The sequence below is a fragment of the Acinetobacter sp. V2 genome (assembly GCF_001188385.1).
Classification (GTDB): domain Bacteria; phylum Pseudomonadota; class Gammaproteobacteria; order Pseudomonadales; family Moraxellaceae; genus Acinetobacter; species Acinetobacter oleivorans.
This window is the reverse complement of record NZ_JZFB01000001.1, coordinates 1,223,410-1,243,748: the sequence shown is the minus strand read 5'-3', so window position 1 is coordinate 1,243,748 and position 20,339 is coordinate 1,223,410. Positions and strand designations below refer to the sequence as shown.

At 39.2% G+C, this 20,339-nt stretch carries 19 protein-coding genes and 1 pseudogene; 8 read left to right on the top strand and 12 right to left on the bottom strand.

Annotation, left to right across the window (positions count from 1 at the left end; genetic code table 11):
- Positions 1-429: pseudogene (locus tag UC75_RS20325) on the bottom strand (pseudouridylate synthase); the annotation flags it as partial.
- Positions 430-549: 120 nt separating this feature from the next.
- Between UC75_RS20325 and tsaE the strand changes: the two are divergent.
- From tsaE to UC75_RS05680, 5 genes are all read left to right on the top strand, one after another.
- Positions 550-1,023 (top strand): tRNA (adenosine(37)-N6)-threonylcarbamoyltransferase complex ATPase subunit type 1 TsaE, encoded by a 474-nt coding sequence (gene tsaE / locus UC75_RS05700; RefSeq protein WP_049836984.1) that lies wholly within the window; start codon positions 550-552, stop codon positions 1,021-1,023.
- Positions 1,016-2,965 carry a DNA mismatch repair endonuclease MutL gene (gene mutL, locus UC75_RS05695; RefSeq protein WP_049836983.1) on the top strand — a complete coding sequence of 650 codons (1,950 nt, stop codon included), beginning with the start codon at positions 1,016-1,018 and terminating at the stop codon, positions 2,963-2,965. The genes tsaE and mutL overlap by 8 nt, the downstream gene beginning before the upstream one ends.
- A 6-nt stretch (positions 2,966-2,971) precedes the next feature.
- Positions 2,972-3,916, top strand: a complete 945-nt coding sequence (gene miaA / locus UC75_RS05690; RefSeq protein ID WP_049836982.1) for a tRNA (adenosine(37)-N6)-dimethylallyltransferase MiaA — start codon at positions 2,972-2,974, stop codon at positions 3,914-3,916.
- Positions 3,917-4,010: 94 nt separating this feature from the next.
- On the top strand, positions 4,011-4,532 hold the full coding sequence (hfq, locus tag UC75_RS05685; RefSeq protein ID WP_004791573.1) for an RNA chaperone Hfq: 522 nt from the start codon (positions 4,011-4,013) through the stop codon (positions 4,530-4,532).
- A 141-nt stretch (positions 4,533-4,673) separates the two neighbouring features.
- Positions 4,674-5,534, top strand: coding sequence for a DMT family transporter (locus UC75_RS05680; RefSeq protein ID WP_049836981.1), 861 nt, complete (start codon positions 4,674-4,676; stop codon positions 5,532-5,534).
- 35 nt (positions 5,535-5,569) lie between these two features.
- Here the strand turns inward: UC75_RS05680 and nfsB are convergent, their stop codons facing one another.
- Complete coding sequence (gene nfsB, locus UC75_RS05675) at positions 5,570-6,223, bottom strand: oxygen-insensitive NAD(P)H nitroreductase (protein ID WP_049836980.1); 654 nt, start codon at positions 6,221-6,223, stop codon at positions 5,570-5,572.
- A gap of 139 nt (positions 6,224-6,362) precedes the next feature.
- Between nfsB and UC75_RS05670 the strand changes: the two genes are divergently transcribed.
- Positions 6,363-6,593 (top strand): hypothetical protein, encoded by a 231-nt coding sequence (locus tag UC75_RS05670; protein ID WP_049836979.1) that lies wholly within the window; start codon positions 6,363-6,365, stop codon positions 6,591-6,593.
- Between the two features lie 7 nt (positions 6,594-6,600).
- Here the strand turns inward: UC75_RS05670 and UC75_RS05665 are convergent, their stop codons facing one another.
- Positions 6,601-7,320, bottom strand: coding sequence for a UDP-2,3-diacylglucosamine diphosphatase (locus UC75_RS05665; RefSeq protein ID WP_049836978.1), 720 nt, complete (start codon positions 7,318-7,320; stop codon positions 6,601-6,603).
- Positions 7,321-7,335: 15 nt separating this feature from the next.
- On the bottom strand, positions 7,336-7,845 hold the full coding sequence (locus tag UC75_RS05660; RefSeq protein WP_004791583.1) for a peptidylprolyl isomerase: 510 nt from the start codon (positions 7,843-7,845) through the stop codon (positions 7,336-7,338).
- 168 nt (positions 7,846-8,013) lie between these two features.
- Between UC75_RS05660 and UC75_RS05655 the strand changes: the two genes are divergently transcribed.
- Positions 8,014-9,741 carry a glutamine--tRNA ligase/YqeY domain fusion protein gene (locus tag UC75_RS05655; RefSeq protein WP_049836977.1) on the top strand — a complete coding sequence of 576 codons (1,728 nt, stop codon included), beginning with the start codon at positions 8,014-8,016 and terminating at the stop codon, positions 9,739-9,741.
- A 115-nt stretch (positions 9,742-9,856) separates the two neighbouring features.
- Here UC75_RS05655 and UC75_RS20320 read toward each other — a convergent pair whose 3' ends face one another.
- The 6 genes from UC75_RS20320 to UC75_RS05630 all read right to left on the bottom strand — a co-directional run bounded on the left by UC75_RS20320 (position 9,857) and on the right by UC75_RS05630 (position 16,414).
- Positions 9,857-9,970: a hypothetical protein gene (locus UC75_RS20320; RefSeq protein WP_081325758.1), complete on the bottom strand. Its 114-nt coding sequence runs from the start codon at positions 9,968-9,970 to the stop codon at positions 9,857-9,859.
- Between the two features lie 159 nt (positions 9,971-10,129).
- Complete coding sequence (locus tag UC75_RS05650; RefSeq protein WP_004791586.1) at positions 10,130-10,852, bottom strand: glutamine amidotransferase; 723 nt, start codon at positions 10,850-10,852, stop codon at positions 10,130-10,132.
- Positions 10,853-11,018: 166 nt separating this feature from the next.
- On the bottom strand, positions 11,019-11,834 hold the full coding sequence (eutC, locus tag UC75_RS05645) for an ethanolamine ammonia-lyase subunit EutC (protein ID WP_049836976.1): 816 nt from the start codon (positions 11,832-11,834) through the stop codon (positions 11,019-11,021).
- A 10-nt stretch (positions 11,835-11,844) separates the two neighbouring features.
- Positions 11,845-13,230 (bottom strand): ethanolamine ammonia-lyase subunit EutB, encoded by a 1,386-nt coding sequence (locus UC75_RS05640; protein WP_049836975.1) that lies wholly within the window; start codon positions 13,228-13,230, stop codon positions 11,845-11,847.
- 14 nt (positions 13,231-13,244) lie between these two features.
- The gene (gene eat, locus UC75_RS05635; RefSeq protein WP_049836974.1) at positions 13,245-14,681 is read right to left on the bottom strand and encodes an ethanolamine permease; all 1,437 of its coding nucleotides are present in this window, start codon (positions 14,679-14,681) and stop codon (positions 13,245-13,247) included.
- Positions 14,682-14,902: 221 nt separating this feature from the next.
- Complete coding sequence (locus tag UC75_RS05630) at positions 14,903-16,414, bottom strand: aldehyde dehydrogenase family protein (protein ID WP_004791594.1); 1,512 nt, start codon at positions 16,412-16,414, stop codon at positions 14,903-14,905.
- A 142-nt stretch (positions 16,415-16,556) separates the two neighbouring features.
- On the opposite strand from UC75_RS05630, the gene UC75_RS05625 reads away from it, so the two are divergent.
- Positions 16,557-17,747 (top strand): helix-turn-helix domain-containing protein, encoded by a 1,191-nt coding sequence (locus UC75_RS05625; RefSeq protein WP_049836973.1) that lies wholly within the window; start codon positions 16,557-16,559, stop codon positions 17,745-17,747.
- Here UC75_RS05625 and UC75_RS05620 read toward each other — a convergent pair.
- Positions 17,744-18,712 carry an alpha/beta hydrolase gene (locus UC75_RS05620; RefSeq protein ID WP_049836972.1) on the bottom strand — a complete coding sequence of 323 codons (969 nt, stop codon included), beginning with the start codon at positions 18,710-18,712 and terminating at the stop codon, positions 17,744-17,746. The genes UC75_RS05625 and UC75_RS05620 overlap by 4 nt on opposite strands.
- A 195-nt stretch (positions 18,713-18,907) precedes the next feature.
- Positions 18,908-20,080: an iron-dependent methanol dehydrogenase gene (gene mdh, locus UC75_RS05615; protein WP_049836971.1), complete on the bottom strand. Its 1,173-nt coding sequence runs from the start codon at positions 20,078-20,080 to the stop codon at positions 18,908-18,910.
- Positions 20,081-20,339: the final 259 nt, after the last annotated feature.

The window sequence follows — 20,339 nt, the reverse complement described above, 5'->3', positions numbered from 1 at the left end:
GTCTAGACGATGAATAGGGGTTAAAAATTCATTGCCTGTTTGTTTCTTTAGTCGGACTAAAAGCGTTTCTTGAACATATTGTCCAGTCGGGCTAATCGTTAGAAAATGGGGTTTATCGACCACCAGTAAATCATCATTCTCAAATAAAATCCGATGTTCAAAAGGTACATGTGGTTCATATGCAAGAAAGCGATAATAAAAAATATGGGTATTACTTTGGTATGGACTGTCTAATGTTAGTTTTTGTCCATTTGCCCCATAAATAAGTCCATCTTGAAATCGTTGTTGCCACTCTTGCACTTTAATATGTTGGAAATGTTGGCATAGATACTCATAAATAGTTTGAGTATTTGTGTGTGCAGGAAGATAGACTTGGCTTGCGCTTACACCATCAATCATAGGTGGCAAAAAATCGTTCGGACTAGACATAAAAAAGTGTAAATATGTAAGAAAATTGATATAAAAAAAGCCAACTTCTAGGGCTTAAGTAGGCTTTTAAGGCAGGGCAATGTTATCATATCGATTATTTCGAATCATGTTATGTGTGCTATGTCGTATTCATTGAAATTGGTCTTAAATCATGAAGAAGATACTGAGCGTTTAGCTCAAGCTTTGGCGCAACATGTTCAGTCGGGTGTAATTTATTTAATTGGGGATCTAGGTGCGGGTAAAACCACACTTACGCGCTATTTCTTACAGGCTTTGGGCCACAAGGGCTCTGTTAAAAGTCCAACTTATACACTCGTTGAACCCTATAAAATTAATGATAAAGAAATTTTTCATTTTGACTTATATCGTCTGAATGATCCGTATGAACTTGAATTAATGGGAATCCGTGATTATTTAGATATCACAGACGCATTATTTTTATTTGAATGGCCATCAAAAGGTGGCGATGAAATTCCAGAGGCCGATATTATTATTGATATTCAAAAGTCAGATGATGAGTTGAGCCGTTTAGTAACCCTAACTTTACCTACAGAACATTTGTATCAGACTTTGCAGGAACAGCTTCATGACTGATGAAAAGCTAACACAACGTCGTATCCATACATTAGACGCAGCGTTAGCCAACCAGATTGCTGCTGGTGAGGTGATTGAGCGTCCCTCATCTGTTGTTAAAGAATTATTAGAAAACTCTATCGATGCCGGTGCAACTGAACTCATTGTGCGAATTGCTCAAGGTGGTTCGACCCTAATAGAAATTATTGATAATGGGCATGGTATTCACTCTGAAGATTTAGCACTAGCTGTTATGCGTCATGCCACAAGTAAAATTAAAACGGCAGAAGATTTACACGCTATTGTAAGTTTAGGATTTCGCGGGGAGGCACTTGCTTCGATTGCTGCTGTTTCAAGATTGACATTGACCAGTAGCCAAGATGAAAGTGGTATTGGCCATCAGGTTGAAGTAAACGGCACAGCATTTGATCATCAAGAAGTACAAGCTGTTGCTGCTCAAAAGGGAACCCATATCCGTGTTCAGGACTTATTTTTTAATGTCCCTGCACGCCGTAAATTCCTAAAAAAACCAACCACTGAATTTGGTCATATTGAAGAGATTGTTCGCCGTCTAGCTCTAACACATTTCGATATACGTTTTGTGCTTGAGCATAATGATAATATTAGAATTAATTTACCTATAGCAGATAGCGGCGAGCTGCGTTTTCAGCGAGTACAGCAATTATTAGGTTCTCAATTCGTACAAAATGCATATTGGATGGATGCTGAAAGTATTAGCATGCGTTTATCGGGTTGGCTTGGCCATCCTTCTGATGCACGTGCGCAGGCTGATATGCAATATGTCTATGTAAATGGGCGTATCGTCAAAGATAAAACAATTTCGCATGCGTTACGCATGGCATATGACGGTATTTTACATGGTCATCAGCATTCATCTTATCTACTTTTCTTAGAAGTCGATCCTGAAAATATTGATGTCAATGTTCATCCTACAAAACATGAAATTCGCTTTTTAAATCAAAGAGAAGTGCATGAGTTTGTAAGGCATTATGCAAAAGAAACTCTATCGCAATTTCAGACAGCGAGTGCTGATTTAGCTCAAGCGATGAAAGTAGATGAACAATCAGATTATTCAGTACAGCCGCAGCCTAAATATCAAGAACAATTTTCATTGCACCGAGCAAATGAAACTTTAAATGCAGATAGTGAGCCACAGACTCAGCACGCACCAACAGAGTTATTAACCGATTTTAACGCTAGTCGTCCGCAAGTTGTTCACTATGCAGATCAAACACCAAAATATAATGGTTCTGCTCAATTAAATAATGCGTTAAAGACATACTTAGCGCCTCTACGTGACCAACCTGCTACTTTTTCAGTAAATGAAAATATTGAACCAGTAACTAAAGTTGATGAATTTCCTTTAGGTATCGCAATTGCTCAACTTCATGGAATTTATATTCTAGCGCAGAATACCGAAGGGCTTATTATTGTTGATATGCATGCGGCACATGAGCGTATTTTATTACAACAAATGAAAAATGCTTGGGATAAACCTGAATTTTGGACATCTCAGCAGTTACTTATACCTAAAGTCATTTCTATTAGCCGTATGCAGGCCGTTAGGGTAGAGGAATTAAAACCTCAACTTGAGCGCTTAGGTTTGGAAATTGATTTATATGGCGATGAGCAAGTTATTGTTCGTGGTGTGCCTGCCATATTACAAAAAGCTGATTTTGAAAATCTTATTCCAGAGCTTTTAAATGATTTAGATCCAAATGATGAAGCCCAAGGGTTACTTCAAAAGAGAGACGAGTTATTAGCTGGAATGGCATGTCATGGAGCAGTGCGTGCACATCGACAACTCAGCCTTTCAGAAATGAATGCTTTACTTCGTCAAATGGAACAAACTGAATTTGCGAGCCAATGTAACCATGGGCGGCCGACTTGGCGTGCATTTCCATTATCTCAATTAGATAAATTATTTGCTCGAGGAGAGTAGTTTTACATGTCAAATCAATTGCCCGTCATCAATTTAATGGGACCAACTGCAAGCGGAAAAACCGCTTTGGCATGTGAATTATACGAGCGTGGAAATTTTGAGCTAATTTCTGTTGATTCTGCACTCGTCTATAAAGATATGGATATTGGCACCGCTAAACCAACGCGTGAAGAGCAAGCGCTCTATCCTCATCATCTGATTGATATTATTACGCCTCTTGAAGTTTATTCAGCTGCTCAGTTTGTTGAAGATGCGTGTAAGTTAATTGATGATATGCATTCACGTGGTAAGACTCCTATCTTGGTCGGAGGTACCATGTTGTACTTTAAGGCATTATTAGAAGGGTTGTCTGGTAATTTGCCGAGTGCTGATGCTCAAGTTCGCGCAGCAATTGAAGAAAAAGGTTTAAATGAAGGCTGGCAAGCCGTTTATGATGAGTTGGTTTCTGTAGATCCTGCTGCGGCTATAAAATTTAATGTGACTGATAAGCAAAGGATTATTCGAGCATTAGAAGTTTATAAGATTACGGGTGAACCAATTACTAAATTGCAGGCAGAACAACCAAAAAACGTACCATATCGATACATATTTCATAATTATGCTTTACTTCCAGATCGGGTAGAATTACATCAACGCATTGAGCAAAGATTAAGCAAAATGTGGGATATCGGTTTTTTGAGTGAAGTTGAAGCTCTAATTGAAAAATACGATTTAGATGAAAATTTACCCTCAATGCGTTCAGTGGGTTATCGACAAGCACTAGAATTTCTATTAAAAAGTGACTTAAGTCTCAAAAGTAAACGTGAAATGGAGGATAAAGCTTTATTTGCAACACGACAACTTGCCAAACGTCAATATACGTGGTTACGTTCTTTGCAAGAAATACACGATTTTAAAACTTACTTGACGATAAAGCAGGCGAAAGAAGACTTGCGAAACTCTTATGGATAAAGCAAAATTTGCACACTGTCTTTTTATAATTTTTAGTTGAAAAATAAAGATAGTTTTTTTGCGCTGATTTAAAAATTTTTTTTTGGAGTTAAAAATGTCTAAAGGTCAAACTTTACAAGATCCGTTCTTAAATTCTCTCCGTAAAGAACGTATCCCTGTTTCTATTTTCCTTGTGAACGGTATTAAATTACAGGGTCATATTGAATCTTTTGACCAATATGTTGTTTTATTAAAAAATACAGTAAGTCAAATGGTTTACAAACACGCTATTTCAACTGTTGTTCCAGCACGTAACCCACGCCCAGCAGGCGCGCAAGGTACAGGCTTCCCAGCACAAGGTGGCACACAAGGCGGCTTCGGTGGTCAACCTACTGGTGGCTTTGGTGGCGGTCAAGGCGGTGGCTTTGGTGGCGGTCAAGGCGGTGGCTTTGGCGGTAGTCAAGGCGGCTTCGGCGGTCAAGGCGGCTTCGGTGGTCAAGGCGGCGGCTTCGGTGGTCAAGGTGGCTTCGGTGGTCAAGGCGGTTTCGGTGGTCAAGGCGGTTTCGGTGGTCATCAAGGTGGTTTTGACAACGATACTAAATTTGAAGATGGTCAAGAAGACGAAAATAATCGTTAATTGAAATCTAAAAAGGAGCCAGTCAGATTATGACTGGCTTTTTTTATGGTTATTTATAAATTAATTTAAAATATTTAATTCAACAGTAGTCGTAATCTGATCATTATGGCTGATATATCTAAATAAATAGAGTTTTAATCGATGCTATTAATATTAGCTGCTGCTTTAAGCAGTGTTTTGGTGTCCATCCTATTAAAAAATTTAAAGAAAAAAGGTTACCAGCCGCTACAAATGATTGCATGGAATTATGCGAGTGCGAGTCTTCTTTGCTTTTGGTGGTTTCAGCCGGATATTCAACATATTTCAATACAAAAGACGCCTTGGTGGTTAATTGTTGCATTAGGAATGATTTTGCCCAGTATTTTTCTATGTTTAGCTAAATCATTAGAATATGCAGGAATTGTTAAAACTGAGGTTGCACAACGACTTTCCGTGGTACTTTCTTTACTCGCAGCTTATTTCATTTTTAATGAGCAATTTAATGCATTAAAGCTGTGGGGAATAGGTCTAGGAGTTTTTGCAGTCTTACTCGTCTTATTTGGACAAATGAATACTTCTTCGAATCATCAATCTCGCAAAGCAATTGTTGCTCTATTAAGTGTTTGGTGTGGATATGCCGCGGTAGACATTCTCTTAAAATATACGAGTAGTTTAGGCCTTCAATTTACACTCACGTTGAATCTTATTTTTATTACATCTTTTATATTCTCAATTTCATATTTATTGGTGCAGAAAACCCAAAAATGGCAGCTTAAAAGTGCTATAGCTGGATTAGTATTAGGTGTGCTTAATTTTTCAAATATTGCTTTATATGTGAAGGCTCATATTCTTTTAAAGGATTCACCTGCAATTGTTTTTGCAAGTATGAATATTCTCGTTGTGTTATTAGGAATTGCAAGTGGGGTTATTTTATATAAAGAAAAATTAAAATGGTCTACCACTTTGGGTATTTTATTGGGGATCATTGGCGTACTTTGTTTAGCTAGGGCCATGAGTTTATAGTTCAAGAGAGTTGAATCTCTTGAACTATTTTCATTTTATAAATAGGTAAAGATAACTTCATCTGGTAGGCGCGATTTAGGAAGCTTTGCATTGAAATCGTTTTCACTGCGATAACCTAGAGAAACAATGACTGAACTACGCAGGCCTTTTTCAGTTAAACCAAGCTCAGCATTTAAAATATCTTCATCAAAGCCGCCCATTGGCGTTGCATCAATTCCTTCTAAACCAGCAGCAAAAAGTAGTTGCCCTAAAGCAATAAATGTTTGATTTTCCATCCACCCAAATAAATTTTTCTGCTCATTTCGATAAAATTCAACATAGCCATGGCGAGTATCTTTTTGGCCGAGCTTTGCTTTTTCATCTTTAAAACGACCGCTCAAATCATCTTGTTCAAGCAATTGATTTAAGTATTCAGCTGAAATATCTGTTCTTGTGCAAAAGATAAGTGTGTGTGATGACTCGAGTACTTTTGGAGCGTTGTAGGCATATTTACCTGTTAAGGCTTTTGCAATTCGTTCTTTAGCTGCCTGATTATCTGCAACTACGAAATGCCAAGGCTGAATATTTACTGAAGAAGGCGTAAAACGTAAAATTTCTAATAATTTATTAATTTTTTCTTGAGGAATTTTCTTTTCAGAATCATACGCTTTTGTTGTATAGCGACTTTTAACAGAATTCAATAGGTCCATAGGTGTGCTCCATATCAATCTTATGGCAATTGAGAGAATTTAATCTTTGCCATCATACGCTATTTTATTCAAAAACATTTCCTATGTAATTCGATAAAGAAATATAATGTTTATATAAAGTTTTAGTAATTTATTGAAAATGATTGATTTAATGCCAACAAATGCAAAGAGTAAGTTGCGAGAAATTAGAATTGTTAAAGCCTTTATCATTCTTATATTTGTATTGAGTCTTCTTATTTTATACATTGATTATCACGATCATGCACAAATAAGCTGGAGATTTATATTTATTGCCAGCATGTGTGTGATTTACGATTCTGATTTAAATAAAAAAATTAAAGAATTGAAAGTTGAAATAAAAAGTGACTAATTTCTAGTTAATAATTCCAGACAATCAATTCGAGCTGTTGCGTATTTGAGGATGGATCAATTTCCAGAATATAAGCCTGATCTTCACGCCAATCGCCAAGAACAATTCGTTGTTTAGCTTGTACCTGATGAATTGAAGGGCGGTGAGTATGTCCATGAATCAGTATATCTACATCTTCTAAAGCAGAAATAACAGCTTGTTCATTTACATCCATAATTTCATAGCTTTTTTGCTGTTTATCAGCGGAGCTTCTTTTGCGAAAGCCATTCACTAGTTTAGTGCGAAAACTGAGAGGAGTCCGGCGTAAAAGAGCAACTAAGAGCGGATTTCGAATAATCTTTTTAAATCTTTGATAAGAAATATCATCTGTACATAATGCATCGCCGTGTTCTAGACGATATTGATGTCCTGCGATATTGAGGGAATAAACGTCAGGGAGTAAGACGCCATTAAATTTATTGAGGAAAACCTGATTAAGCGCAAAATCACGATTACCGACTTGAAAGTAAACCTGATTCCCTTTTTGATTAAAGTCTTTTAAGGCCTCAACAATTTCATCAAGCCATGGTGCTGAATAGTCATCTCCAATCCAGGCATTAAACCAGTCGCCTAAGATGTAGAGTTGAGTATTTTTATGCTGGTAATGCACCAATAAGTCTAAAAACCCTCGAACGAGTCGAGGGTGTTCAGGTGACAAATGTAAATCTGAGATAAACAGATAAGTCACAGCTTTATCCTAAAATTATTCAGAAATAATTTTAGCAGATTCGATTACTACATTTTCTAAAGGAACGTCAGCGTGATAACCGCGGTTGCCAGTGCGAACACCTTTGATCGCTTCAACAACATCTAAACCTTCAACAACTTTACCAAATACAGCATAACCCCAACCTTGAGCAGTTTTAGAAGTATGGTTCAAGAAAGAGTTATTTTTTACATTGATGAAGAATTGAGCAGACGCTGAGTGAGGAGCTTGAGTACGCGCCATTGCAATCGTACCTTCGTCATTGCTTAAACCGTTATCAGCTTCGTTTTCAATTGAATCGCGTGTCGCTTTTTCTTTGAAGTTTTCATCCATACCGCCACCTTGGATCATGAAACCATCAATGACGCGGTGGAAAATAACGCCGTCATAAAAACCGTCACGTACATATTCTAAAAAGTTTGCTACTGTTTTAGGTGCTTTTTCAGCATTCAGTTCAAGAACAATACGACCTTTATTGGTGTTTAATTCGACTTGAGGAAAACTCATTACATTAATCTCCTAAACATGGGCTTATGACCATGGGTTTTTGGTTGAGAGAAGCATAAGCAAACTGTAAACTACAAGGCAAGTAAAAAACGTTAAAATCTTTGTGAAAAATGAAGATAGCGTTTAAATTTTTCGAAATTTTATCTACAAAGAAGTGATTGATACACTATGAAGCCTAATGATGTTGTCTCGAGCCTGCCAAATAACCCGACACCGAATACTCATGCCTCTGTCGATTCTGCGCAGCAAGAACAACAGGCTGGCTTAGATTTCGTTCGCCAAGTCATTACTGAAGACTTGGCTGCTGGGCGTGCAAAGCAGATCGTAACGCGTTTTCCACCAGAACCAAATGGCTATTTACATATTGGTCATGTAAAAGCAATTTGCCTAAACTTTGGTGTGGCTGAAGAATTTGATGGGTTATGTAATTTACGTTTTGACGATACAAACCCTGATGCTGAAGAACAAGAGTATGTTGACGGTATTGCTAATGATGTGAAATGGCTTGGTTTTAACTGGAATGGTGAGCCGCGCTATGCATCGGGTTATTTTGATCAATTATATGCATGGGCTGTTCAACTTATTGAGCAAGGTGATGCTTATGTTGATTTACAATCTCCAGAAGAAATTAAGTTAAACCGCGGTAGTTTTGTTGAGCCGGGTAAAAATTCACCATACCGTGATGCATCTGTTGAAGAGAACCTTGCGCGTTTTGAAAAAATGCGTAGTGGCGAATTTAAAGAGGGTGAAGCAGTTTTACGTGCCAAAATTGATATGGCAAGTCCAAACGTACACATGCGTGATCCAATTTTATATCGTGTATTGCATTCAGAACATCACCAAACAGGTGATAAATGGAAAATCTATCCAATGTATGACTATGCTCATCCATTGTCTGATGCGATCGAGGGGATTACTCATTCACTTTGTACATTAGAGTTCCAAGATCACCGTCCGTTTTATGACTGGATTGTAGAAAAGGTAAAATCTCAAGCGGTTCCGCATCAATATGAATCTTCACGCTTAAATGTGGACTACACCATTACATCAAAACGTAAATTACGTAAATTGGTGGAAGGTGGTCATGTGAATGGTTGGGATGACCCGCGTATGCCGACTGTAGTGGGTATGCGTCGTCGCGGTTTCACACCAGAAGGCTTACGTGAGTTTTGTAAGCGTGTAGGTGTATCTAAAACTGACGGTATTGTAGATGTTGCAATGCTTGAGTTCTGTATTCGTCAATCTTTGGAAAATACAGCTGCGCGTGGAATGGCTGTTTTAAGTCCACTTAAAGTGACTTTAACTAATTTACCAGAAGATATGGATCTTACACATGCTCGCCATCCAAACGTAGATATGGGTGACCGTGTGATTCCTTTAACTAAGGAAATCTATATTGACCGTAAAGACTTTGAAGAAGTACCACCAAAAGGCTTCAAGCGTTTAGTTCCTGATGGTGAAGTGCGTTTACGCCATGCTTATGTCATTAAATGTGATGAAGTTATTAAGGATGCTAATGGTGAAGTGATTGAGCTGAAATGTTCAATCGATCCTGAAACTTTAGGTAAAAACCCTGAAGGCCGTAAAGTGAAAGGCGTAATTCACTGGGTATCTGCAACAAAAGGTATTCCTGCTGAAGTACGTATTTATGACCGTTTGTTCACAGAAGCAGATCCTGAAACAGGTGATGATTTCTTAGCGAACTTAAATCCAGATTCATTGCAAGTGTTAGAAGCTGTAATTGAACCTGCTTTGGCACAAGCGAGTCCAGAAGATCGTTTCCAGTTTGAACGCGAAGGTTATTTTGTTGCTGATCAACACGATCACACTCCTGAAAAACCAGTGTTTAACCGTATTCTCGATTTAAAAGATAGCTTTAAGCCTGAGAAAAAGTAAGACGCGTAAAATGTTTTTGAGCAAATAGCAGATATAAAAAAGCCCAACTCAGTTGGGCTTTTTTATATCTATTTTCTTACATATATTATGCTTTATGGTGCTTTGGCAAATTAAGCTAAGCCGGATTAACCACGTAGAAATAAAGAACAATGATTATAAGAAGAATAGATGCTAGCAATAAATAAGTGTTTACTGTATTAAAGCTTTTAATAAATTTCAGGATTTCCATAGTAAATCAGCGTTTATTTTATGTTACAAAGTTAATAAATTAATAATACACGGAAATTAATTATAAAGGTTCCCAAAGACGGATTAATAATCCATCTCTGGGTAAAAAATGAGCATTTGGCTTTCTAAGTATAATTTAACTAATATATTGAATTAAAGATTAACCACTATATCCAATTCGTTTAAGAAATTTTTGAATAACATCAAAAGCAGCATGTTCGAGATTTTGAGCATATTGCTGATTTTCTTCGCGAAGTTTTGGAATTGAAATATTTGCATGGCGAAGTTCACATGTATGACCAATGAGCCATTTTTCAAAATGTTCTTCAGTCGTTTCAATGTGGAACTGCAAGGCAAGAATATTATTACCGACTTCAAATGCCTGATTGGTATAAACATCGGAACTTGCTAATAGCACCGCATTTTCAGGAAGATCGAAAGTGTCGCCGTGCCAATGTAGAACATGAACATTGTTAAGCAAACCAGATAAAACCTGATTAGCGCGTAAGCTTAAGCTGAGTGGACCCCAGCCAATTTCTTTTTGATGTCCTGCATATACTTTTGCGCCAAGTGCATGAGCAATAAGCTGTGCACCTAGGCAAATACCAAGTGTAGGCTTGTCAGCTGCTAAACGTTGTTTGAGTAAAGCGATTTCATCTTTTAAGAATGGATAATCGTCAGTTTCATAAACTCCGATTGGACCGCCTAAAATAATAGTTAAACCTTCATGTGAAAAAGCAGGGGTTAAATCATCAACACCTGCCTCAAAATAACGGACGCGAAATCCGAGTTGATAAAAGACATCTTCTAATGAACCTAAGTCTTCGAAAGCAAGATGCTGAATGGCATAAATAGTTTTTGGGAAGGCGTTTGTTGTGCTCATACAAATGATTCATAGAAGATCAATAGGTGGAGTATAGCGATAAATATAAAGAAGAAAATATCTGTATAAATCGTCAATACCTGAAAATTGATATTTTTCGTTAAAATGATGTTGTTATGCAAAGGATTATCTATTTATCAATAAATCCCTAAACATATTCTACTGTTTAAAATAATAGCTTTTGAGTTCCCTCAAGACCTAAATCTGAAAGTTGATGTTCATCTTTTAAATTAACGCCTGAAAAGCCGAGCTGTTTTGATTTTTTCATTAATGTCATTAAGCGTTGTACCGCAACTGGAATACTTAAGCCTGCAGAGCGGACATTAGAAATACAATTACGTTTAGCATCAAGGCAGCCTGAATATGCATTCCATGTGTAGTAAATTCCCATACTGTCAGGAGAGCTTAAACCAGGGCGCTCACCGATGAGCATCACTAGCATGGGTGCCTTAAAGATCTCAGCAACTTCATCACCTAAAGCAACCCGACTGCCTGTTGCCAGTGAAATGGGCGCAAGAGTCCAGTTTTCTTGCTGAACTTGCTCACTTAGCGCAGTAATGAATGGAATAGCATTCGCTTCAATTGCTCTTGCAGAGAGTCCATCACCGACCACAATACAAACATCGTATTGTTGAGGACCTTCTGCATACTTCTTAATTAAGACATCTTTTGATTGATCTGAAAGCTGACGTCCTAAATCAGGACGTTTAAGATAGACTTCCTTATTAGGAGCATTACTTTGTACATGAAGACTTTGCAGCTGTCTTTGCGCTAATTGTTCAGATAAATAGGTAACATCCATGTCTTGATAAACCGCATCTTTTGCTTGTGCATGCGACAACTGAAATTCAAGTAAGGCTCGTGTTGGGATACTACAACCCGCACGGCCCAGAGCAATACGGGCTTCAGTAAACTGTTTAAGTTTTTCCCATTGATCTTGATGAGTAGAAGATGGATATTGAATATCACGGTTCAGTTTCATGGTGTTCTCCCTAGTTCATGAGCAGACGAGAGAATTGGTCAGGCATATGGTCTGCCCAACAAATTTGAGAGTTTTGCTGTTTAAAAATACCTTGCTGTTCAAGCCAAGCTGAAAACTCAGGAGCGGGTTTTAAACCGAGGAGTTGTCTTAAATAGAGAGCATCATGGAACGAGGTCGTTTGATAGTTGAGCATGACATCGTCTGAACCCGGAATTCCCATAATAAAATTAATGCCCGCAGCACCAAATAGAGTAAGTAGAACATCCATATCATTTTGGTCAGCATCGGCATGGTTGGTATAGCAAATGTCGCAGCCCATTGGCACTCCGAGTAACTTACCGCAGAAGTGGTCTTCTAGACCTGCACGTATAATTTGTTTGCCGTTAAAAAGATATTCGGGACCAATAAAGCCAACGACTGTATTCACTAAAAGGGGATTGTATTTACGGGCCACTGCATAAGCACGCGTTTCTAATGTTTGTTGGTCCACGCCGTGATGTGCATTGCTGGATAACGCACTGCCTTGACCCGTTTCAAAGTACATAACATTTTGACCAATGGTTCCGCGTTTGAGTGCGAGTGTGGCTTCATATCCTTCTTGTAGTAAATCGAGAGATATTCCAAAACCTTCATTAGCCAGCTGCGTACCAGCGATTGATTGAAACATTAAATCAATCGGCACATTTTTTTCAGCAAGTTGAATGCCTGAGCTGATATGGGTGAGTACACAAGATTGTGTCGGAATTTGATATTCCTGAATGACATGATCAAGTAATTTCAGTAGCTCTGACAAATTATGCAGGTTATCTGTTGCAGGGTTAATGCCAATCACAGCATCACCATTGCCATACATTAAACCATCTAAAATACTGGCAGAAATACCAAGCACATCATCGGTGGGGTGGTTCGGTTGTAAACGGGTAGAAAGATGGCCTTTTAAACCAATCGTGTTGCGAAACTGGGTAATTACCTCACATTTGCTGGCAACATAAATCAAATCTTGATTGCGCATAATTTTGCTGACAGCAGCCACCATTTCTGGAGTTAAACCTGATGCTAATGCTTTTAAACTTTGAGCAGTTGCTTCTTCTCCAAGTAACCAATTTCGAAAATCACCTACTGTAAAGTGTGAAATAGGGGCAAAAGCTGCCAGATCATGTTCATCAATAATCAGTCGTGTAATTTCATCAGTTTCATAATCGACCATAACTTCGTTCAAAAAGGTTTTAAGTGGTACATCGGCCAAAGTCATTTGTGCCGCAACATGTTCGGTTGCGTCTCTGGCCGCTACACCTGCTAATTCATCGCCAGAACGTAAAGGTGTGGCTTTTGCCATCAAGCTCTTCAAGTCAGCAAAGTGATACTGTTGATTGGCGACAATATTGCGATAACTCATAGTTGCATCCTTTTTTATAGTTCTTGTTCTGCGGCTTTAATATTTGCAAACTCTTCTTCTGGTGTACCTTTAACTAAATGATAACGGCTATAGAATAAAAAGTAAGCAATAAATACGACATAAATAGCGGCAGCAATAAACCAAACTTTTGGATTAACAACAAAGCCCGCAACGACAGCAGCGACTGCTAGAACTAAGGCAATACTTGAAGTAACGATTCCTCCAGGAGTTTTATAAGGACGAGGCATGTCGGGTTTAGATAGGCGTAGTTTGATGTGGGATAAAAGAATCAACACATAGGAAATGGTGGCACCAAAAACCGCGATTAAAATCAGTGAATCGCCTTCTTTGGTCAGTGAAAGCAAGAACCCAATAATGCCCGGAATAATAATTGCGAGATAAGGCGCTTTATTTTTATTGGTTAAAGAGAGTGAAGTAGGTAAGTAACCAGCGCGAGAAAGTGCAAAAATTTGACGGGAATAGGCATAGATAATTGAAAAGAAACTTGCAATTAAACCAGCTAAACCCACAAAGTTTACGAATGTCGCAAGCCAAGTGTTGGTGCCATAAACTTTAACCAGAGCATCGACGAGGGGAGCTCCTGAGTTTTGCAAAGTACTTGCACCTGCTGCGCCTGCACCCAAGAATAAAATGAGCATGGCAAACGCCGTTAAGATGAGCATTGCACCGATTAAACCGCGTGGAAGAGATTTTGCTGGATCTTTTGCTTCTTCGGCGGCTAATGGCACACCTTCAACTGCAAGGAAAAACCAGATTGCAAAAGGAACTGCGGCCCAGATGCCTAAATAGCCATGAGGTAGAAAACGACTTGCACCAGCTGCTGTGCCAACAGGAATATCTAACAGATTTTGTGTATTAAAATGTGGAACCATTGCGACAATAAACACAATCAGAGCAACAGCTGCGACAAGTGTAATTGCGAACATAATTTTTAAGGCTTCGCCAGCACCTTTTAGATGTATGCCCATAAAAATAGCGTAGCAGGCGAGGTAAATCATCCAGCCATTTATGCCAAATAAAGATTCGCAATAACCGCCAATAAATACGGCAATCGCCGCAGGAGCAATCGCATATTCAATTAAAATGGCTGTTCCTGTTAAATAGCCCCCAAAAGGACCAAAAGCAGCACGTGCAAAACTATAACCGCCACCTGCTGTCGGCATCATGGTGGACATTTCTGACATAGAAAGACACAGGCACAGATACATAATTGCAGCGAGGGCAGTGGCAATAAACATGCCACCCCAACCACCTTGAGCAATGCCGAAGTTCCAGCCAGCAAAATCACCCGATATCACATAAGCTACGCCTAAACCAATCAGGAGTAACCAACCAACCGTACCTTGTTTGAGTTGACGCTGAGCAAAATATTCTGCTGATGAAACTTCTGTGCTTGAAGAAATGACGGAAGCTGTTTCTGGTTGATTCATACAATACTCCTGCGAGTGGGTTTGTATGAATCAATGCAAAAGCAATGCCTAAATGAAGCACTTCAGAGAGTAGATGGAGTTTTTTTTATTCTAAATGATAAAAATTCAAGCTTAACAATCGGAAATAAAGAAGCCAGCAATCTAAATTACTGGCTTCTTATATGATTAGTCATCTTACTTCTTTCTAGTGTTGATAGTTTGGTATCAACTTGGTGCGAAACTTAGAAGAAGCCCATTGGTTTAGTTGAATAACTCACTAACAAGTTTTTAGTTTGTTGATAATGATCTAGCATCATCTTATGGTTTTCGCGGCCAATACCAGACTTCTTGTAACCACCAAATGCAGCATGTGCAGGGTAGATGTTGTAGCAGTTTGTCCAAACACGGCCAGCTTCAATAGCACGACCTGCACGATAAGAAATGTGAGCTGAACGTGACCATACACCTGCACCTAAACCATACATGGTGTCATTGGCAATTTTAATTGCATCATCAAAGTCTTTGAACGTTGTCACAGCAAGTACAGGTCCAAAAATTTCTTCTTGGAAAACTTGCATGCCGTTGTGACCTTTAAAAATAGTCGGATCAACATAGTAACCATCGCCTACTTCTTTACGGCCGCTACCGCCAAGTAAGAGCTCTGCACCTTCTTCACGACCAGTGTTAATACAACGTAAGATTTTCTCTTGTTGTTGTAGAGATGCTTGAGCACCAATCATTGTTTCAGTATCAAGTGGATGACCAGTTTTAATACGTTTTACACGCTCGACGGCCATCTCTAAGAACTGATCAGCAATGCTTTCTTGTACTAAAGCACGAGAAGGACAAGTACATACTTCACCTTGGTTTAAGGCAAACATCGCAAAACCTTCCAGCGTTTTTTCTAAGAAGTCATCTTCTTTATCCATGATATCTTCAAAGAAAAGGTTTGGTGACTTACCGCCAAGTTCTAAGGTGACTGGAATAATATTTTCAGTCGCATATTGCATCACCATTTGTCCAGTTTGAGTTGAACCTGTGAACGCGATTTTTGCAATACGTGGGTTTGTTGCTAACGGTCGGCCGACTTCTGAACCGAAACCATTGACAATATTGAGTACACCCGGTGGTAAAATATCCTGGATGAGTTCAGCCACCAACAAAATACCCACTGGGGTTTGCTCAGCTGGCTTAATCACCACACAGTTACCAGCTGCTAAAGCAGGTGCAAGTTTCCATGCTGCCATCAAAATCGGGAAATTCCATGGAATGATTTGACCAACGACACCTAGTGGTTCGTGGAAATGATACGCAATGGTATCTTCATCAATTTCAGAGATGCCACCTTCTTGAGCACGAATGCATCCAGCGAAATAACGGAAATGGTCAATCGCAAGTGGAAGGTCGGCTGCTAAAGTTTCACGGACTGCTTTACCGTTATCCCAAGTTTCTGCTACAGCAAGCATTTCAAGATTTGCTTCTAAACGATCAGCAATTTTTAAAAGGATGTTCGAGCGTACTGTTGGTGATGCTTTATTCCATGTTGCTTTCGCTTTGTGCGCTGCATCTAGAGCGAGTTCAATATCTTCGGCACTAGAGCGTGGAATACGTGTAAAAGCTTTTCCATCAACAGGAGATACATTGTCAAAATACGCACCCTTTACAGGTGCTACCCATTCACCGCCAATAAAATTTTCGTATTGTGATTTAAATTGAACTTTTGAGCCTGGTTGATTTGGATCGATATAGCGCATATAAATATTCCTTTGCTTTTTAGGACTAAAGACTAACAAGAACCCTGTCAGTAGGTACTTTCGTACTTTGTATAATTAGGATATAAAGAAGAAGGTTGGAGAAAGGTTGGAATAGAAATGTGGATATATAAGGAATTTACAAATGTTCACAAAAAAGGATTTATTGCAGCAACGGACGTTGATTGATCAACTGCGCACGCAAAATAGTCTCTCTCCTCAGAATGCTGCCAAACTCGGCCAAAGTATTGCAAGCTCATGGGAACGATCAGCTTCTGCTGCGATTCCTAAGGAGCGCTTTGCGGCTCCATTAGTCGAAAAAAAATCTGCTTCACAAAATGCTTTAGATATGGCTTTAAGTCAGTGTGCTGACGATTTACGTCATATTGCAGAGCAATCTTCAATGGTGATTGCTGTCGGTGATATCGGCAGTACCATTATTTGGACTGCTCCAAGTGCTCAAATGCAAAGTGCTGCTGAACGTGTACATTTTGTGCAGGGTGGTCAATGGCGCGAAGAATTTGTGGGCACAAATGCCTTGGCTTTATCTTTAAAAACTCAACAATCAAGCTGTGTTTTTTCAAATGAACATTACATGGAATCGATCCACGAGTGGGTGTGCTATGCCGCACCGATTATCGATCCATACTCAAAACAAACCCTAGGTGTCGTTGATTTATCAACAACGTGGAAGAATCATAATAGTTTAGGAATATTGGCTGCTGAACGTTGTGCATCCATTATTCAATCTGCTTTGCTAGAGCAGCAGCGCCAGCAATTACATATCCGTGCTTTTTCGACGCCACAAGTTAAATTTAATGGCAAAAGTTTATTATTAACACCGCGTCAAATTGAAATTTTAACCATATTGGCGTTATGTCCACATGGCTTAACTTTAGAGCATCTCTATCAGGCACTTTATGGCGAACGTAAAGTCAGTATGGGTACGCTTAAAGCTGAAATGTCTCAACTACGAGATATTTTGGGTGGCTTACTGGGGTCACGTCCATATCGTTTGCTGGTGCATGTTGAAGCCGATTTTTTACAAGCTGAACAAGCACTGGATGCCGGATATGCAGCCTCGGCTTTGCAGCTTTACACAGGTGTATTTCTGGCAAAAACGGAAAGTCCGTTTTTATGTGCATGGCGTGACTGCCTTGAATCGCGCTTGAGTGATGCAATTTTTAAAACGCAAGAAACGGATTTATTACTTAAGCATTTAGCTCATTTTCCTGAAGCAATCGATGCGGTAGAACGTCTTATGGAGTTAGTACCGAGCGAACATCCTGCGCATCAATTGCTGATGAAATACCTTGACTCACCTAAGCTCAGTTAAGTGATTTTTTGATCCAGCCACTGAAACAATTGTTGATAGACTTGTTCTCGTACTGGCTGGGCCGAAAGGACTAAATCATGCAACCCATTGTGAATAGAGACAACAGAGACATCGCCTTTGATTTTTTTACCAAATTTTTCAATGTCTTTAACGTCTAAAATTACATCGCTTTGAGTCGCATCTGCTCCCCATTTTTTAGGGTTTTTAGTCTGATGAGAGTGCATAATCAGTGCGGGAACATTCAGTTTAACACCGCGATGTATTTCTTTTTGTGCCGTATGAATCGCATGTAAAAAGCTGAGTTGAACCGTAGGGGCAGAGGTAGGTTTCCAGTCCAGATTAAAGTCCCATTCGCCCTTGAGCTGTTTGTGAAGGCTCGCGGTGTACCATTTGTTTAATTGACTTGGGAATTTAACTTTTGGCAGATATTTTCCTACACGACTAAGTACTGGAATACCAAATTTCTTTTCGACTAGACTTAAATTGAAGTCATAAAACGGGCTGTTTGCCCAAAGTCCTTTAATCAGAGGGTGGTTTGGGTTATGGGCAGCATAAAGCGTCGCCGTTAAACCGCCAGTCGAATGCCCTGCAAGTAAGACTTGTGTGTGCTGTTCTTTACCAATAATCTCTAATGCTTGTGTAATTTCGGCATCGTATTCATTTAAATCAAGCACATTATAGAAAATTTGATGGGGTAGCTTTGAACGGCCGTATTTTCTTAAATCCAAGGCATAGAAGTCATAACCATGCTCATTGAATTGCTCAGCCATTTCGGTTTGAAAGAAATAATCTAAAAAACCATGAATATACAGCACGGCTTTTTGAGTCGATTGAGCGGCCTTTTTGCGTACTAAGGTAGCTACAACTTTTCCTTCGTAATCATTAGGAAAGTTGAGTGTAAGTTGATCGTAGCCAGTACCTAAAATATCTGGAACATAATTTTGATTAGCTGAAGATGTATTCATTTTTATCGAGCTATTGTAATTAAGACATGCTGAGTATCCTTAAATGAAATGGGCGAATTGTCAATCAGGTTTAGAGAAGGTTGGAATATAGTTTTTAAAAAAAGGGAATACCGCTGGAGCTAAGTATTCCCGAAAAAAGTAAGTCAACGGTCGGAGGGATTTGACTTACTAGAGGGATATGCCATTACATCAGTATTAAAGTGCTGCTTTAAAAATCTCCACAACTTGTGCATGGTTTGCTTTACGAGGGTTGGTCAACATGCATGCATCTTTTTGAGCATTATCTGCCATCACCGCAAGGTCTTCAGTTTTCACACCTAGCTCTTTTAAACCAGATGGAATACCAATTGATGAAGACAGTTTACGAATGGCATCAATAGCAGCATATGCAGCTTCCATCACTGTTAACCCATGAGTTCTTACACCCATTAAATCTGCGATTTTTGCGTAACGATCTGGGCAAGCAATTAAGTTAAATTCACACACGTGTGGTAACAAGATTGCATTACATACGCCGTGAGGTAGGTTGTAAAAACCGCCCAACTGATGAGCCATTGCGTGAACATAACCTAAAGATGCGTTGTTAAATGCCATACCAGCCAAGTACTGTGCATAGCTCATTGCATCACGTGCTTCGATATTTTCACCATTTGCGACAGCAGGTTGTAACCACTGGCTGATCATCGTAATCGCTTTTTCTGCACACGCATCGGTAATTGGGTTTGCTGCTGTAGACACATATGCTTCAACTGCATGGGTTAACGCATCCATACCCGTTGCCGCTGTTAAACCAGCTGGTTTTGCGATCATGAGTTTCGGGTCATCAATGGCAATCAGTGGGGTACAACGCCAGTCGACAATTGCCATTTTTACGTGAGTGTCTGTATTGGTAATAATACAAAAACGGGTCATTTCAGATGCGGTACCAGCCGTTGTATTTACTGCAATGAGCGGTGTCATTGGCACTTTGCTTTTATCAATACCTTCGTAGTCACGAATATGACCACCACCAGCAGTGACTAGACCAATCCCTTTTGCACAGTCATGAGATGATCCGCCACCTAGAGAGACAATAAAGTCACAGCCATTTTCGTTATAGGCATTTACACCGTTATGAACATTAATATCGGTTGGGTTAGGTTCTGCACCCGGAAAAATATGGCTCGCAACGCCTGCTTCAGTTAAATAGTTTGCGATAAGATCTGCGACACCAAATTTAAATAAGCCTTCATCGGTCACAATTAATGCTTTTTTTGCGCCGAGGTTTTGCGCCTTTGTACCAATTTCTTTGGCACATCCTGGTCCAAAGAGTGATACGCAGGGAATATAAAAACCGTTTGTTTGATCTGCAATATTTTTAAAAGCCATGGAGTGATTCCTTCTTCCATAAATCCATTGTTTGTTATTACAGGTGAGCCTCACCATGGCCTTAGTATTGTGATGCGAAGATTATTTTCCTACCTACCAAAAACCTACCAAATATTATTTTATTATTAGTTATTGATTTATAATGATTTTACAGAAATTCTGGCGCATTCATTTAATTTTTTCGGGAAAGTCGTTAAGCTATGGGCTGTTGAAGATGTACTTATGAGATTATGAAACAGGAAACTGCGCTTAAACTGCT

Excerpts from the sequence above, each read along its gene's own strand:
- UC75_RS05680 (WP_049836981.1), top strand. The coding sequence starts at position 4,674 with ATGCTATTAATATTAGCTGCTGCTTTAAGCAGTGTTTTGGTGTCCATC.
- UC75_RS05630 (WP_004791594.1), bottom strand. The coding sequence starts at position 16,414 with ATGCGCTATATCGATCCAAATCAACCAGGCTCAAAAGTTCAATTTAAA.
- miaA (WP_049836982.1), top strand. The coding sequence starts at position 2,972 with ATGTCAAATCAATTGCCCGTCATCAATTTAATGGGACCAACTGCAAGC.
- eat (WP_049836974.1), bottom strand. The coding sequence starts at position 14,681 with ATGAATCAACCAGAAACAGCTTCCGTCATTTCTTCAAGCACAGAAGTT.
- mdh (WP_049836971.1), bottom strand. The coding sequence starts at position 20,080 with ATGGCTTTTAAAAATATTGCAGATCAAACAAACGGTTTTTATATTCCC.
- UC75_RS05670 (WP_049836979.1), top strand. The coding sequence starts at position 6,363 with ATGATTGATTTAATGCCAACAAATGCAAAGAGTAAGTTGCGAGAAATT.
- tsaE (WP_049836984.1), top strand. The coding sequence starts at position 550 with ATGTCGTATTCATTGAAATTGGTCTTAAATCATGAAGAAGATACTGAG.
- UC75_RS05660 (WP_004791583.1), bottom strand. The coding sequence starts at position 7,845 with ATGAGTTTTCCTCAAGTCGAATTAAACACCAATAAAGGTCGTATTGTT.
- mutL (WP_049836983.1), top strand. The coding sequence starts at position 1,016 with ATGACTGATGAAAAGCTAACACAACGTCGTATCCATACATTAGACGCA.
- hfq (WP_004791573.1), top strand. The coding sequence starts at position 4,011 with ATGTCTAAAGGTCAAACTTTACAAGATCCGTTCTTAAATTCTCTCCGT.
- UC75_RS05620 (WP_049836972.1), bottom strand. The coding sequence starts at position 18,712 with ATGAATACATCTTCAGCTAATCAAAATTATGTTCCAGATATTTTAGGT.
- eutC (WP_049836976.1), bottom strand. The coding sequence starts at position 11,834 with ATGAAACTGAACCGTGATATTCAATATCCATCTTCTACTCATCAAGAT.
- UC75_RS20320 (WP_081325758.1), bottom strand. The coding sequence starts at position 9,970 with ATGGAAATCCTGAAATTTATTAAAAGCTTTAATACAGTAAACACTTAT.
- UC75_RS05625 (WP_049836973.1), top strand. The coding sequence starts at position 16,557 with ATGTTCACAAAAAAGGATTTATTGCAGCAACGGACGTTGATTGATCAA.
- UC75_RS05640 (WP_049836975.1), bottom strand. The coding sequence starts at position 13,230 with ATGAGTTATCGCAATATTGTCGCCAATCAACAGTATCACTTTGCTGAC.
- nfsB (WP_049836980.1), bottom strand. The coding sequence starts at position 6,223 with ATGGACCTATTGAATTCTGTTAAAAGTCGCTATACAACAAAAGCGTAT.
- UC75_RS05655 (WP_049836977.1), top strand. The coding sequence starts at position 8,014 with ATGAAGCCTAATGATGTTGTCTCGAGCCTGCCAAATAACCCGACACCG.
- UC75_RS05650 (WP_004791586.1), bottom strand. The coding sequence starts at position 10,852 with ATGAGCACAACAAACGCCTTCCCAAAAACTATTTATGCCATTCAGCAT.